The organism is Streptomyces sp. NPDC107522 (genome assembly GCF_055657525.1).
Genome location: NZ_JBVKAU010000025.1, coordinates 46401 through 59837, shown reverse-complemented (window position 1 = coordinate 59837; position 13437 = coordinate 46401). Strand labels below are relative to the sequence as shown.

Annotated in this window: 17 protein-coding genes and 1 pseudogene; 11 read left to right on the top strand and 7 right to left on the bottom strand. The window is 68.7% G+C overall.

Annotated features, from left to right (window positions below):
- Positions 1-15 precede the first annotated feature (15 nt).
- The 8 genes from ACZ7L6_RS40815 (at position 16) to ACZ7L6_RS40780 (ending at position 4066) form a co-directional block, all read left to right on the top strand.
- Positions 16-876, top strand: coding sequence for an oxygenase MpaB family protein (locus ACZ7L6_RS40815; protein WP_471933127.1), 861 nt, complete (start codon positions 16-18; stop codon positions 874-876).
- Positions 877-1179: 303 nt separating this feature from the next.
- Positions 1180-1344, top strand: a complete 165-nt coding sequence (rpmG, locus tag ACZ7L6_RS40810) for a 50S ribosomal protein L33 (protein ID WP_398826967.1) — start codon at positions 1180-1182, stop codon at positions 1342-1344.
- Between the two features lie 50 nt (positions 1345-1394).
- Positions 1395-1655 (top strand): type B 50S ribosomal protein L31, encoded by a 261-nt coding sequence (locus ACZ7L6_RS40805; RefSeq protein WP_471933125.1) that lies wholly within the window; start codon positions 1395-1397, stop codon positions 1653-1655.
- 38 nt (positions 1656-1693) lie between these two features.
- The gene (ykgO, locus tag ACZ7L6_RS40800; RefSeq protein WP_398826970.1) at positions 1694-1816 is read left to right on the top strand and encodes a type B 50S ribosomal protein L36; all 123 of its coding nucleotides are present in this window, start codon (positions 1694-1696) and stop codon (positions 1814-1816) included.
- A gap of 215 nt (positions 1817-2031) precedes the next feature.
- A complete protein-coding gene (locus ACZ7L6_RS40795; protein WP_471933123.1) occupies positions 2032-2619 on the top strand; it encodes a DinB family protein in 588 nt (195 codons plus the stop codon).
- A gap of 168 nt (positions 2620-2787) precedes the next feature.
- Positions 2788-2940, top strand: coding sequence for a transposase (locus ACZ7L6_RS40790; RefSeq protein ID WP_471933121.1), 153 nt, complete (start codon positions 2788-2790; stop codon positions 2938-2940).
- 55 nt (positions 2941-2995) lie between these two features.
- A complete protein-coding gene (locus ACZ7L6_RS40785) occupies positions 2996-3319 on the top strand; it encodes a transposase (RefSeq protein WP_471933189.1) in 324 nt (107 codons plus the stop codon).
- 213 nt (positions 3320-3532) lie between these two features.
- Complete coding sequence (locus ACZ7L6_RS40780) at positions 3533-4066, top strand: CbrC family protein (RefSeq protein WP_471933119.1); 534 nt, start codon at positions 3533-3535, stop codon at positions 4064-4066.
- Here ACZ7L6_RS40780 and ACZ7L6_RS40775 read toward each other — a convergent pair.
- From ACZ7L6_RS40775 to ligA, 3 genes and pseudogenes are all read right to left on the bottom strand, one after another.
- Positions 4063-4299, bottom strand: a complete 237-nt coding sequence (locus ACZ7L6_RS40775) for a transposase (protein ID WP_471933117.1) — start codon at positions 4297-4299, stop codon at positions 4063-4065. The genes ACZ7L6_RS40780 and ACZ7L6_RS40775 overlap by 4 nt on opposite strands.
- A 63-nt stretch (positions 4300-4362) precedes the next feature.
- A pseudogene (locus tag ACZ7L6_RS40770) lies at positions 4363-4508 on the bottom strand (transposase); the annotation flags it as partial.
- Between the two features lie 1693 nt (positions 4509-6201).
- Positions 6202-8286, bottom strand: a complete 2085-nt coding sequence (gene ligA / locus ACZ7L6_RS40765) for an NAD-dependent DNA ligase LigA (RefSeq protein WP_471933115.1) — start codon at positions 8284-8286, stop codon at positions 6202-6204.
- A 290-nt stretch (positions 8287-8576) separates the two neighbouring features.
- Here ligA and ACZ7L6_RS40760 point away from each other — a divergent pair, with 290 nt between their 5' ends.
- The 3 genes from ACZ7L6_RS40760 (at position 8577) to ACZ7L6_RS40750 (ending at position 11187) form a co-directional block, all read left to right on the top strand.
- Positions 8577-9734 (top strand): WD40/YVTN/BNR-like repeat-containing protein, encoded by a 1158-nt coding sequence (locus ACZ7L6_RS40760; protein WP_471933113.1) that lies wholly within the window; start codon positions 8577-8579, stop codon positions 9732-9734.
- Between the two features lie 196 nt (positions 9735-9930).
- Complete coding sequence (locus ACZ7L6_RS40755) at positions 9931-10404, top strand: hypothetical protein (RefSeq protein WP_471933111.1); 474 nt, start codon at positions 9931-9933, stop codon at positions 10402-10404.
- Positions 10405-10749: 345 nt separating this feature from the next.
- Positions 10750-11187: an ATP-binding protein gene (locus tag ACZ7L6_RS40750; protein ID WP_471933109.1), complete on the top strand. Its 438-nt coding sequence runs from the start codon at positions 10750-10752 to the stop codon at positions 11185-11187.
- A gap of 24 nt (positions 11188-11211) precedes the next feature.
- Here ACZ7L6_RS40750 and ACZ7L6_RS40745 read toward each other — a convergent pair whose 3' ends face one another.
- From ACZ7L6_RS40745 to ACZ7L6_RS40730, 4 genes are all read right to left on the bottom strand, one after another.
- Positions 11212-11649, bottom strand: a complete 438-nt coding sequence (locus tag ACZ7L6_RS40745) for an ATP-binding protein (protein WP_471933107.1) — start codon at positions 11647-11649, stop codon at positions 11212-11214.
- A 150-nt stretch (positions 11650-11799) separates the two neighbouring features.
- The gene (locus ACZ7L6_RS40740; RefSeq protein WP_471933105.1) at positions 11800-12171 is read right to left on the bottom strand and encodes a PRC-barrel domain containing protein; all 372 of its coding nucleotides are present in this window, start codon (positions 12169-12171) and stop codon (positions 11800-11802) included.
- Positions 12172-12220: 49 nt separating this feature from the next.
- On the bottom strand, positions 12221-12454 hold the full coding sequence (locus ACZ7L6_RS40735) for a DUF5133 domain-containing protein (protein ID WP_471933103.1): 234 nt from the start codon (positions 12452-12454) through the stop codon (positions 12221-12223).
- Between the two features lie 96 nt (positions 12455-12550).
- On the bottom strand, positions 12551-13414 hold the full coding sequence (locus ACZ7L6_RS40730) for a SigB/SigF/SigG family RNA polymerase sigma factor (RefSeq protein ID WP_471933101.1): 864 nt from the start codon (positions 13412-13414) through the stop codon (positions 12551-12553).
- Positions 13415-13437: the final 23 nt, after the last annotated feature.

The following is a 13437-nucleotide window of genomic DNA, read 5'->3' as shown; positions in this document are numbered from 1 at the left end:
GAGGGGAGGACGACCGTGCTGACCGTGGTGCGTGAGCAGCTGGGCCGAGCCCTGTTCACCCGCGTCGCCGGCCCCGACGGAGCGGAGGTGCGGGCCCGCATCCACCACACCCCGGGCCCCCGCTGGTTCGATCCGGACCGCCCCATCCGCACGGTCCACGGTGACTCCTCGATGTTCATCGGCGGGCTCAGCGCCCTGCTGCTGCAGTCCCTTCATCCACTCGCCATGGCGGCGGTGGCCGGGCACTCCGGTTACCGCGGCGACCCGTGGGGCCGGCTGCAGCGCACCAGCGCCTTCCTGGCCGTGACGACCTACGGCACCGCCGAGGACGCCCGGCAGGCTGTCGAGCAGGTCCGCCACATCCACGAACACATCCGCGGCACGACGGCCGAGGGCGTGCCCTATCACGCCGCCGATCCCCACCTGCTCGCCTGGGTGCACGCCGCCGAGACGGACAGTTTCCTGCGGGCCCACGAACGCTACGGGGCGCGCCCGCTGGACGCGGCCGGCTACGACGCGTATGTCGCCGACACCGCGCGCGTGGCCGAGGCGCTGGGCGTGGTCGCCCCGCCCCGCGACCGCCGGGAACTTGCCGAACTCCTGACCGCCTACCGGCCCGAACTGCGCGCCACACCCGAGGCCCGGGCCGCCGCCCGCTTCTTGCTGCTTCAGCCTCCCCTGCCCCTTGTTGTACGGCCCTTCTACGGCGGTCTGGCCGCGAGCGCCGTCGTGCTGCTGCCGACCTGGGCGCGCGGCATGCTGTGGCTGCCCCGGGTGCCGGTCGTCGAGGACCTCGCCGTACGTCCCGCCGGTGAGGTCCTGACACGGACCATCCGCTGGGCCATGGCTCCCATGCGCCCCTCCCGCCCGGAGTGATCGCTCGGAGAGCATCCGTCAGGCGGCCTTTCGGTCCCGCCGTCTGCGCCCTCCGAGCCGGGGACGGTGCACCGCCCGTCGCGGAGTCGTCACGGCGGTTCGGTCGACGGAGGAGGCCAGGCTGACCAGTACGCCGTCTTCGGTCGCCGCCGGTGGCCCATGTCGCCGGCAGGCGCAGACAGCCGGATCAAGCGATGCGGCCGGCCTTCGGGAATGCGGCGTCGGGTCTCCGTGTTGGGGAGAGTGTCTGGCATGTTCGAGTCAATCGACTCGACTCGGCGTGGCAGTGGAAAGGAGCCTGCTATGGCACGCAGCGGCACGCGGCCCGTGGTGAAGCTGAAGTCGACAGCCGGTACTGGCGTCACCTACGTGACCCGCAAGAGTCGGCTGAACGACCCCGACCGGCTGGTCCTGCGCAAGTACGACCCGGTCGCCGGCGCTCACGTCCTCTTCCGCGAGGAACGCTGACGCCCGCCTCCCGCCACCCGGCGGTGGAGGCCGTGACGAAAGGACATCTCATGAGGCGCGGCATCCATCCCGTCTCCCGTCCGGTCGTGTTCCGCGACCGTACGACCGGATTCGCCCAGCTGACCCGCTCCACCCTCGACTCACAGTGCACGGTCGAGTGGGACGACGGCAGCACCTACGCGGTGGTCGACGTCGAGATCTTGGCGGCGAGCCACCCGTTCTTCACCGGCACCTCGCGCGTCGTGGACACCGCGGGACGTGTGGAGCGCTTCGAGCGGCGCTACGGCACCGGCGCCGCCTCCCACCCCTGACACCGGGCCCAGCGGCCCGTCGGAAGGAGGACCCCGCAATGAAGGTACGTAAGTCGCTGCGCTCGTTGAAGGCAAGGCCCGGCGCCCAGGTGGTGCGCCGACGCGGCGTGACGTTCGTGCTCAACCGGAAGGACCCGCGCTTCAAGGCCCGCCAGGGCTGACGCACTCCCTTGCAGCTCATTCCCTGGCCCGGCCCCGTGATCTCCGCGGGGCCGGGCCACGGGCGTGAACATGGAGGGTGCTCTTATGTTTTGTTTCGCGAGCTTCTTGTAGGAGGCCAGGGCGCCGGCCATGGCCAGGCCTCGGCTCTGCCTGTCGTTGCGGACCACGTAAGGGATCTTGAGACCACGAGCAGCCCATGGCAGGCTCATGCCGCATGATCGATGATTTCGCGAAGGACAACCTGCACGGGAGACTGCGGCGGGACCGCAAGGCGCTGCTCTGGAAACTCGACGGATTGTCCGAATACGACGCCCGCCGACCTTTGACAGCGACCGGGACCAACCTCCTCGGCCTGGTCAAACACGTGGCCACCGTCGAGGCCAGGTACTTCGGCGAGGTCTTCGACCGCCCTTTCCCGGAACCGCTGCCCCGGTGGCAGGACCACTCCAACGGCAGCGATCTGTGGGCGACCGAGAACGAGACCCGCGATCAGATCCTCGGGTTCTACCGGCGCACGTGGGAACACTCGGACGCGACGATCAACGCGCTTCCCCTCGACGCCCCCGGCCACGTGCCATGGTGGCCGGAGCCTTATCCCAACACGAACCTGTTCGCCATCATGGTCCATGTCCTCGGCGAGTCCATCCGGCATACCGGGCACGCCGATATCCTGCGCGAGGGCCTCGACGGCCGGACCGGATTGCGCGCCGAACACGAGCAGCAGATCGACGAGGAAGCCCGTGCAGCCCACTGCGCGAAGATCGAGCAGGCCGCCAGGTCGGCCGCACCAATCAAGGCTTAGAGGTTGTCTCACGTGACTTGATGGTCGAGCGGCACGATGCCGGCCGTGGGTGCTGATCTATCGAAGCGTCTGGTTCCTGGTGAACTCTGGGAGCCGGTCGCCCCGTTGCTGCCGTCGTTCGCGGCGCGTCCGTAAGGTGGTCGGACTGCTCCGTGGGACGAGCGGGCCGTGTTCACGGCAGTGGTGTACGTGCCGACCAGCGGCTGTGCTTGGCGGCATCTGCCGCCCACGTTCGGCACGTCGCCCGCCACCGCGCATCGCCGCTTCACGGTACGGACCGAGGCCGACCTGTGGCGTCGGCCGCGTCGGGCGGTGATGTAGGAACTCGGGGCCTGGGGCGAGGTGGACTGGACCTCGGCGATCGTCGACGCGGCCTCTGTTCGCGCCAAAGGGGGGATCGCTGACGGGGCCGAGCCCGGGTCGATCGAGGCAAGAAGGGCAGCAAACTGCACGTGCTGTCCGATGCCAAGGGCGTCCCGCTCGCCGCCGCCGTGTCCGGCCCGAACATGCACGACAGCCTCGTCCTCAAACCGCTCAACCGCGGCATACCCGCCGCCTGGTCCCGCCGGGGACCACGGCAGCACCGACCCGTCAATCTCCGCGCGGACACGGCGAACGCCTCGGTCGACACCGCTGGAAGATCGAACGGTCGATCGCCTGGCTCTTCGGCTACCGCCGCCTCACCGTCCGACATGAATGAAAGGGCTCGCACTTCCTCGCCTTCCTCGGCCTGCCCGCCGCCCAGACAAGAAGCTCGCGAACTTGCCACGTGAGACACCCTCTTAAAAGCTGTCTCAATTGGCTGGGCCAGGAGGAGTCCCACGCCGCGCTTGATCGTGGACCTGCTCGCGGACAGACTGCTCTCCATGGAATCAATGGGCATGGCCACCGGGGCGCAGATCGGGAACCGGCGATGAGTGCCAGTCTGCCCTCCTTTCGCTATCACCCAGACCCTCTGGCAAGCGGGTCCATCCGCGCGGCCGCCGAGACATGCGCCTGCTGCAAGGGCAACAGGGGATGGATCTACACGGCCACGTTCTACACCACACACGAGGTCAACGGACGTTTCTGCCCGTGGTGCATCGCAGACGGGAGCGCGGCTGAACGCTTCGCGGGTGAATTCACTGACTCTTACGGGCTCGAGGGTGTCAGCGAGGGCGTCTTGCACGAGGTCACCCGCCGCACTCCTGGCTTCCACGCCTGGCAGGATCCACACTGGCTCGTCCACTGCCAGGACGCGGCCGCCTTCGTGGGCGAAGTCGGATACACCGAGCTGGCGGCGCATCCCGAAGCCCTCGACCAGCTGCGGACCGAAATGCGCCTCGACGGCTGGCACGACGAAAACCAGCTTGAGCACTTCCTGGCCCACCTTGGCGACGGGGCGACCGCCATGCTCTTCCGCTGCACCGTCTGCGGCACTCATCTCGCCTATGCCGACGCCTCCTAGAAGTCGTCTGCTCGGGCGAGTCGTCGGTAGCAGATGAGGGTGCAGGCGATGCTGGTAAAGGCCAGGAAGTGGCTCGCCTTGCGTTCGTAGCGGCGGTGCAGGCGTCGGCATCCGGCGAGCCAGGCCATGGTGCGTTCGATGGTCCACCGGTGCCGGCCCAGCCGCTGGCTGGAGTCTGTGCCCTTGCGTGCGATCCGGCGCGTGATCCCGCGGCTGCGTAACCATCGTCGCAAGTGGTTGTAGTCGTAGCCCTTGTCGCCGTGGAGCTTGCCGGGCCTGCGCCGACGTCGGCCGCGCCGGGACCGGATCGGCGGTATTCCCTGTACCAGCGGGATAGGGCCTGGCTGTCGTGCGTGTTCGCGCCGGAGATGCCGACGGACAGGGGCAGACCGGTCCGCTCGGTAACCAAGTGGATCTTCGAGCCGTACTTGCCCCGGTCCACAGGATTCGACGGTGGCCGAGTAGAGCTCGGGCGCGATCAATCTGCCCGTACCGCGTGGGTGCAGGTTCAGCCAGGATGGGATAGTCCGAGGCGAGCCGCTCCGTCATCCAAGCGTAGAAATCCTTTTGTGTGGGATTCCACGTAGCCAGTGGAAACAGCACTGGGACGGCATTCGTGTGCGGGCCGGCAGCGCTCGTCGTCCGCCGGTGAAGCAGCCCCAGCATCAGCCGTGACAGAAGGACTGTCTTTCCTGCGCCAGGTCCTCCCAGCACCAGAAGGCGCCGAGTAGGAACCCTTTCTGCGAATACTTGCGTGATTTCCGCGCCAGAACCTCCCAGTTCTGCTGGGGAATTCGCCCACCCGTCAGGGACACACCCAAGCTCGCCGGGCCAGTCGTTGGCGGTCGTCTGGAGCAGCGGCCAGGATTCGACCAGATCGTCCGGGGCGGCCCTCCACCTCACCGTCATGGGATACGGATCGTTCACGCGCCGCACCGCGACCTCGGTCTCCCACTGATTCTGCACGGCTTGCGCCAGCTGCTCTGCGATCTCCTCGAGTGGCTGCTCGGCAGCACGTTCCGCGCCCGAGCGGAAGGTCACCCAGGACAAGAACAGCGGAGCCAGTGTAGGCAGCAGTGACGCTGCAGTCGCGGCCGCTCCAAGGTGAAAACGTTGTGCGAACCACAAGGCGCCGATGATGCCGCCTAATGCCAACGCAAAGTAGACCGTACTAACTCGCCGCGCTGCCCTTCTCCATCCCCCCCCATGCCCGCCATCATCCCGCGCGCGTCCGCGCCTAGGAAGGCAGATGGTGAACTGAGTGGATCGACTACTTCTCCACCGTGCGGAGTAGCGGGTTCAGCGGCCCGGCGCTGACCATGCGGCCAGGGTGCATTCGCGGAACCGTCACGCTTTCGTACGGCCTTCTACGGGTGTCTGTCCGCACAAGCGGATGCGTTCTTCGAGGCGACCGACGCACTGCTGCGTCCGGATGGGCCGGTGAAGACGCCGACGGAGCTGTCGCTGACCGCTGGCACGGCCGCGGCTACGGCTATCTGTACGCCGCACTCGATCGCGGCTGCCTGGACGTAAACCGGCTTCGAGATCTTCGGGTGGCGGTGGCGTTGTTGACGGTCACAGGGGATGTCCAGAATCCTCAGTCGCGAGGCGTCGGATAGGTCCTGCGTGAGCCGGAGGGAAACCCTCGGGTCCACCTCCTGGTCCGCCGCCGACGCACACGGTGGAGATGAGCCGGTCGATGGCACCACAGCCCTGGGCCTCGGACATGGACGGAGGCGTCGACAGCGTCATCCGCCGTCGCGGAGCTCCTGAGGTCCTTGCTGACTGGCGCAAGCTCCGCGCCTTCGCCTACTCGCAGCGGCTCTTCACCGGCCAGTTGCGTCGCTGTCACCGCCGTTTGCCTGCACGCCCAGTGGTCATGCGAAAGCCCCGGCTGGACGGGGGAGACCAGCCGGGGCCGTGAGCGGTGGCAAGCGGGGGGCGGTCGCCTCTCGGCGGAAGGCTCCATGGGGCTTCAGCCGGACGATCGTCCCCATGGGCTATAGGTGAGGCCCGGGGACACTGTCCCCTCCGCTAGCCACGTACAGATGAACGGTCAACCACCTCGGGTTGTTCCTTGCGCTGCCCGGGTTCCGCTGTGACGTGGGACACCCAATCTGAAGGGACGGCTGTCATCACAGGAAGTCGGCGACGAGGGTGGCGAATTCGTCGGGACTGGCCAACCGGATGCCGAGATTTTCGGCCTTGGCCCGCTTGGATCCGGCGCCCTCTCCGGCGACGACGAGCGTGGTCTTCTTGGAGACGCTGGAAGAGGAGCGGCCGCCGGCCCGTTCGATGAGCTCGTTCATCTGGTTGCGGCTGAGCTTCTCCAGCGCTCCGGTCATCGCGCCGGTGACGACCACAGTCATGCCCGCCAGCGGCCCGGCGGCAGGTGCCGTAGCTTCTGCGGGGTTGTCTGCGCCGTCGTCTGCGGGGCGGGGCGGGGTGGCGCCGGGTTCGGTCATGTTCACCCCGGCCGCGGCGAGTTTGTCGATGAGCGGGGCGAGTTCGGCGAGTTCGGTGACGATGGACGGGGCCTTCTCGGTGCCGATGCCGTCGACCTGCTGCATCGTTTCGGCGTCGGCGGCCCGGACGGCGTCCATGGTGGCGAAGTGGCGGGCGATGCGCCGGGACATGGACCGACCGGTGCCGCGCACGCCGAGCGCGCACAGCACTCGCGACAGGGGCCGGGTCTTGGCGGTGGCGAGGGCGGCGAGGAGGTTGTCGGTGCTGGTCTCGCCCATCCGCTCCAGGCCAAGGAGCTGCTCGCGGGTGAGGGTGAACAGGTCGGCGAGATCGGAGATCAGGCCGGCGTCGACGAGTTGGACGACGCGGGTGTGGCCGAGGCCTTCGATGTCGAGCTGGTCGCGGCCGGCGGCGTAGGAGAGGGAGGCCACCAGGTGGCAGTTGCGGCCGTTCTCGCACCGCCAGCGCTGCTCACTGGTGTCGATACCGGCGCCGCACCGCGGGCATGCTTCCGGGAAGACGATGGGCTGTTCTTCGCCAGTACGCAGATGGGCAACGGGGGCTTCGACGCGGGGAATGACGTCTCCGGCGCGGTAGACCATGACACGGTCGCCCAGGCGCAGGTCGCGCCGGGTGATGTCGGCGGGGTTGTGCAGGGTGGCGTAGGTGATGGTGGGGCCGTCGATCTCGACGGGCTCAAGGACCGCGCGTGGCGCGATGACGCCGGTGCGGCCCACGTTCCACTCCACCTCGAGCAGCCGGGTGATCTTCTCGACGGCCGGCAGTTTGTAGGCGATCGCCCAGCGCGGCGCGCGCGTCCCGGATCCGGCGGCCTGCTGGTCGGCGGCCAGGTCGGCCTTGATGACGATCCCGTCAATGCCGAACGGCAACTGCGCGCGCAGCGCTGCGATCTCCTGCACCCTGGCCAGTACCTGCTCGGTCGTGTCGGCGGTGATGCCGGGCACGGCGGTGGTGGCGGTGGTGTTCACCCCGTATGCGGCGGCCTGCGCCATCAGATCGCTGTGCGCGAGTTCTGCCAGCCAGGCCGCCTGCGCCGTCTCCGTGTCGGCAAGGGGCAGCAGGCCGTAGCCGAAGAACGTCATCGGCACGGTGTACTCGCGGTCCTTGGCGCGCAGGGTCCCCGCTGCGGCGTTGCGCGGATTGGCGAACGGCTGCCCGCCATGCGCGGTGCGGACCTCGTTGGCGTGCTCGAACTGAGCCGTCGTCATCAGTACTTCGCCACGTACCTCCACGGTGACCGGCTCGGCGAGCTGCTCGGGCAGGCCCTCGATGGTGCCGATCGCGTGCGAGACGTCCTCCCCGGCCGTCCCGTCGCCCCGCGTGATCAGCTGTCTGAGGCGGCCACCGGTGTAGCGGGCGGCTATCGCCAGCCCGTCGAGTTTCGGCTCGACACTGAAGCGGGTGACGTCCCGGCCGATACGCCGGGCCAGGGATGCAGTCCAGGCGGTGAACTCCTCAGGCGAGAACACGTTGTCCAGGCTGAGCATCGCCACCGTGTGCGGGACATCCCCTTCCACGGCGCCGCCGGCCACCTTCCCCGTCGGCGAGCCGGACAGCACCTCATCGGGGTGCTCGTTCTCCCAGGCCGCGATGGCGCGCACCAGCCGGTCGTAGGTCTCATCGTCCAGAGGCGACGTGCCGCCGGCGTAGTAGGCGGCCGGGGCCTTCACCGCGTCCTCGACTGCCAGCGCGTAGACGGCGGCATCCACGATCTCTGCAACTGGTGTCGTCATGACCGTCATCCTGCCTGCCACCACTGACAACGCCCTGGCAGCAGCCAGTCGGCAGGGGGCGCCTCCGGTCGTGCGTGCAGCTTCTCTCGTGCGGTAGACGACGAGCTCACCGTCGAGCGAACAAGGGCCTCACCGAATTCGGTGGCGGAGCGGGAACCCCAGCGCGGTGAGCGGTGTACCAGAGGTGACGGTGCATCGCGGGCCGGGCATGCCGGCCGGATCGGGGGCTTCTCATGAGGTGGCGTGAGGGTAAGGGCAGGGGTAGTTGGGGCCTCTTGGGTGCAGCTGTGTTGGCACTGCTTGCACTGGTGTCGGCTTGCGTCGAGGGGGACACGGACAGAGTCAAGGACAGGGGCCGGGGCGCGCGGGCGGGTGAGCGCGCCGCTTCCGCAGGCGCGGCGGTCGTACCTCGCATTCCGTCGGGAACGGACCTGCCCGGCAGCTCGGTCGCCGTCGACTTCGCAAGGGACGGCAGTGGGTTCGCGCTGCTCGCGGAGTGCGGGAAGACACGCTGCCGGCAGCGAGTCGCCGTGCTCGACAAGGGTGCCGACGCATGGCGGATCGGGCGTTCACCGCTCGCGGACGTGACTGTGGAGCACGGCATCACGGCGACGCTGAGAGTGCTGGGCCCCGGTCGCGCGCTGATCACGGAGGGCGTGTGGCCGCCGCCGGACCGGACCTGGTTCACCAGTGACGGGGGACGCCACTGGCGGCAGGGCTCGGCCAGGCCCTCGGGCACGACCCCGATGCTGCCCGAGGGTGTCACCCTGGTCGAGGACTGCACACGAATGGACCAGGAGGGCAACAGCTGCGAGCAGTCCCGTCTCCTCACGGCCTCGCCCACCACCGGAGAGTTCCGGGCCCTGGCTACTCAGCCGCCGCTGAAAGCTCCGGTGATCCCGGCCGGGCAGACCGAGGATCTGGTCTTCGCCTCCGGTCGTGACCCGCGCTCCGGCCGCGTCGCACTCGCCGTCAGCGAAGACAAAGGACGCAGCTGGCGGTTGTCCCGACCGACGGGAACCGGAGAGTCCGCGTGGGCTCTGCACGTCACCGGAACCGGAAAGGTGCTCTACGCCGCAGAACCGGGCCAGCTGCCCGGCGAGGACAACGTGAAGAACGGCCTGCTGGCCCTCCACCGCAGCACGGACGCCGGCCGCACCTGGGAGCGCGTCTGGGAGCACCGCAAGGGCGTGGAACCGCGCTCCCTGCTCGGCACGCCGATCGCCGCCGCCGACGGCAGCCTGACCATCCACAGTGAGGACGGCGTCTGGCGCAGTACCGACGGCGGCCGTTCCTTCACACGCCACGGAAACTCCGGAGGGATGTCCGGCTGGGTGACCACTACCGCGCTCGGCTATCTGTGGGGCGACAGCTTCGGCGCGGGGAGCTGGCGCATATCCACCGACGGTGTCCACTGGACCAGGTTCGAACTGGGCAACGGAACCTGAGTGGCCGGGCGCGGTGCCATGAGGTCGCGTCCGGCATCGATGCGGCGACGCCGTAGGCCTTGCCGGACGAACGTCGGGTGGAGAGCGTGCGGTAGCTGTTGCAACTGACCTCGGACGGTCCACCTGGTGCGCCGTTGTCGACGAGGCGCAGGAGTGTGGGCCGGTGTGTCGGAAGCGGCCAGTAGCCTCAGGCTCCATGGGCATTCAGATCGATGTAGTGGTGGGGTACCCGATCAACGATGAGGTGGAGAGGGTGCTCGCGTTGGCCGAGACGGTCGGCGAGCCCGTCACTGTCACGTTTATATGGGAGGGGCGTGAAGAGGCGGAACGCGCGGTGCTGGTGCCCGCGGCCACGCTGGCACTCTGGGAACATTGGGCCCCCACCGCCTACCCGACGAGTGGCGCTGGGGACGAGAGCCGGTCTGTTACCGAGGAACCGGAACTGGCCCACCCGGCGGAGTTCGGCCCGTTCACGCTCTTTCGTCGCCGCGTCGGAGGACGCACGGCGGTCGCTCGCAACGGCGTGGTGGTCGCCGAGCTACTGGAACCCGATGAGGCTCACTGGCTCCAGGAGAAGGCCCGTGATGTCCGCCAAGGCTTCATGGATCCGAAACAGAAGGCGGCGTTCGAGGAGTTCCTCACCCGGCAGGCGTCCATAGCTGAGCAGTGACGCGCCGAAGATGAGCAGTGACGCGCCGACCTGCATCCGCTCGCGAGTTCTTCATGGAGTACCTGAAGTTTCCGTTCGCCGATGCCACTGCTGTCGGCAACACGGCAATGGCGCGATCCTCATCCCCTGCAGGCCGCTACGGCTACGGATCGACTCCCCCCGGACCCTTACCGCAGACGCGTGCGACGGCCGGGGCTTCGTCACCGCTCCACCAGGACAACCGCGAGGTCCCCACGGTTCCCACCGGTTTCGCACGCGTATCCGCGCGCCGGCTGGGAACCAGCAGCGGTGGAAGCAGCACGACAAGTCACCGCGGCCGGCGGCGGACGGGCCGGAGAAGGTGTGATGGCGACCGAATCGCATGGGGGCGGCAAAGCGTCTTCGGAGGACAACCAGGACTGGGAGGTCAGGTTTGACGGGGGATTTGGTGATGTGACGGGAGCCCGCCTCAGCGCGGAGGAGTTTCTTACCGGGCTTGCGCGGTCCTCACCGCCGGCGTCGCCCGAGTACCGGGACGACATCCTGCTGGTCGTCAGCGAGCTTGCCGCCAACGCCATCCAGTACGCTCCGGGGCCGTTCGGAATGACGATGCGCAAGGCGTACGACGGTGTGCACGTGACAGTCAGCGACACGAGTACCACCGCACCGGCGCCGCGCCCCTTCCACCCGGGCAAGGGCGGTGCCGGCGGTATCGGCTGGTATCTGATCCACACGTTGTGCGACCAGGTCAGCGTGGTGGTGCGTGAGGACGGCAAGGACGTGCACGTGTTCCTGCCCTGGTGAGTCGCCCGCCCGACGAGCGCATCCTCACATCAGCGGCACCAGCACGCTCACCGTCTTGCCGCCCTCCCGGTGGCACTCGATGTGGATCTCACGGGACAGGCGGATGATCAGCGGCCATCCGTAGCCGCTGCCCGCGTGCGCGTGGGGCAGTGTGCCGGACCCGTAGGCGGCGGAGGGAACGGCGTCGCTGTAGTCGTGCACGCTCAGCCGTACACCCTCGGGAAGAAGGTCCACCTCGAACCCGGCGAGGCCGCCGCCGTGCCGTATGGCGTTGGTGACCAGTTCCGACACGACCAGCAGGAGATCCATGACGGCTCTCTCACTCGCCGGGCCGGACGGGGCACGCCAGTGGTCTCCCACGACCGCCCGCACGTGATTGCGTGCCGTCGCCGCGCTGGTGATCGGGACCGACCGGGTACGCGCCGTTCCGCCGTCCAGGGCCGGGCGCTCCACCGGCTTCACGGTAGCTCGTGCGCTGCCGACGGCGTGCTCATGACTTCCCGAGCATCGCTGCCACACGTCAAGAGGACTCCGGTTTCCGTCACTTCACTATTCCTCGCACGCTGTCGTCTCCGCTCCTCGTCGTTCGTCAGGGGCGCGCATTGGCCTCGCCTACCCGCTTGCGCCCGAACCATGGGGGAGTGCGGCGTAATAGGCACCGACCATGGACAGGTACTCGGGATCGAGCGTCTCGCGGTCCGTCCTGAAGCGGGGAGCCGCCTTGGCTTCCGCTCGGGTACACGCCACGGTGATCATCCGGGCCTTGTGGTCGATACCCGTGACCGTGCCCGCAGGGATCAGCAGACTCCTGCCGAACACCCATGCGCCGGTGTCGACGATCAAGTGCCGCTGGGGAGTGTCGTCGGCCTGGCGGTCGACATGACCGATGACTCCGTCGGTCGCCTCGACCGTGAAGCCCGTGAGGGCCTGCCCTTCCTGGTGGCCGCTCCCAGGAGGGTACGACCAGATTCCGCCGGTGCTCACATCGTCGCCTTCTTCCATTCGCTGCCTCTTGCCTGTGCGCCCGCCCAGCTCAGCCGGCGATCGCCGACGACTCGGGGTCGTGCGAGGCGGCGAGCAGACGGCGGGCCGCTTCCACGGCCCGGCCCACCTCGCGCGTTCCGGTCGACATGCACAGCGCGCAGGCCAGTTCCTGCGCCCGCAGGTCGCTTCGGCCCGCACCGGCCTCCCCGTCGCCCTCTCGGGTCGTGAGCGTCTGGTACTCCTCGACGAGCCTGCGCAGCATCGCCGGATGGGGCATCAGCATGTCGATCGGCTCCTGGAAAGTGATCGTCGCGCCCGCCGCCGAGCGAGGCTGTCGGGCCTGCGTAATAGGGGTCTCGGGAACGCGGCGGCTGCTGCGTCATCCGGTCCTGCCGTTGTCCCCGCGGCGCTCCGGCCCCGGCTCTTGGTCCAGTACCTCGTCCCGCACGCGCGCACAGCACCGGCTGATGAGGCGGGAGACATGCATCTGCGAGATGCCCAGGCGGTCGGCGATGCGGCTCTGGGTCATGTCCTCGAAGAAGCGCATGTACAGGATGGCGCGCTCACGCTCGGGCAGGCGCCGCAGGCCTTCCTTGGCCGCCTCTCGGTCGATGACGACGTCGTACGCCTCCTCGCAGGTGCCGATCGTGTCGGCGAGGCTGAAGCCGTCGTCGCTCGAGGACATCTCCGCGTCGAGGGACAGGGTGCTGAAGCTCTCTATGGCCTCCAGGCCTGCGTTGACCTCCTCCTCGGTGAGCCCCGTGTGGGCGGCGATCTCGGCGACCGAGGGGTTGGAGCCGCCGGCGGAGTCGGCGAGGTCGCGGCGCGCGATCCGTACCTTGTTGCGCACCTCCTGGACGCGACGGGGGACCCTGAGGGCCCACATCCGGTCGCGGAAGTGCCGCTTGATCTCGCCCGTGATGGTGGGTACGGCGTAGCTTTCGAAGGCCCCTCGTCCGGGCTCGTAGCGGTCGATGGCCTTCACCAGTCCCAGGGCCGCCACTTGGCGCAGATCCTCGAGTGACTCACCGCGGTTGCGGAACTTGCCGGCAATGCGGTGGGCCATGGGCAGCCACGCCTCGGTCAGCCGGTCGCGTACGGCGTCGCGCTCGGGTCCATCGGGCAGAGCGGCCAGGTGGGCGAAGTCGGCCGCGGTGTCGGGGGCGTCGTCGTGGACGCGTCCGCCGGCCACGCGGGGACGGGCAGAGATGTCGGAACCATGTGCGGACGGTTCAACCAGCATGCGGGAACAGCTCCTGAAAATGC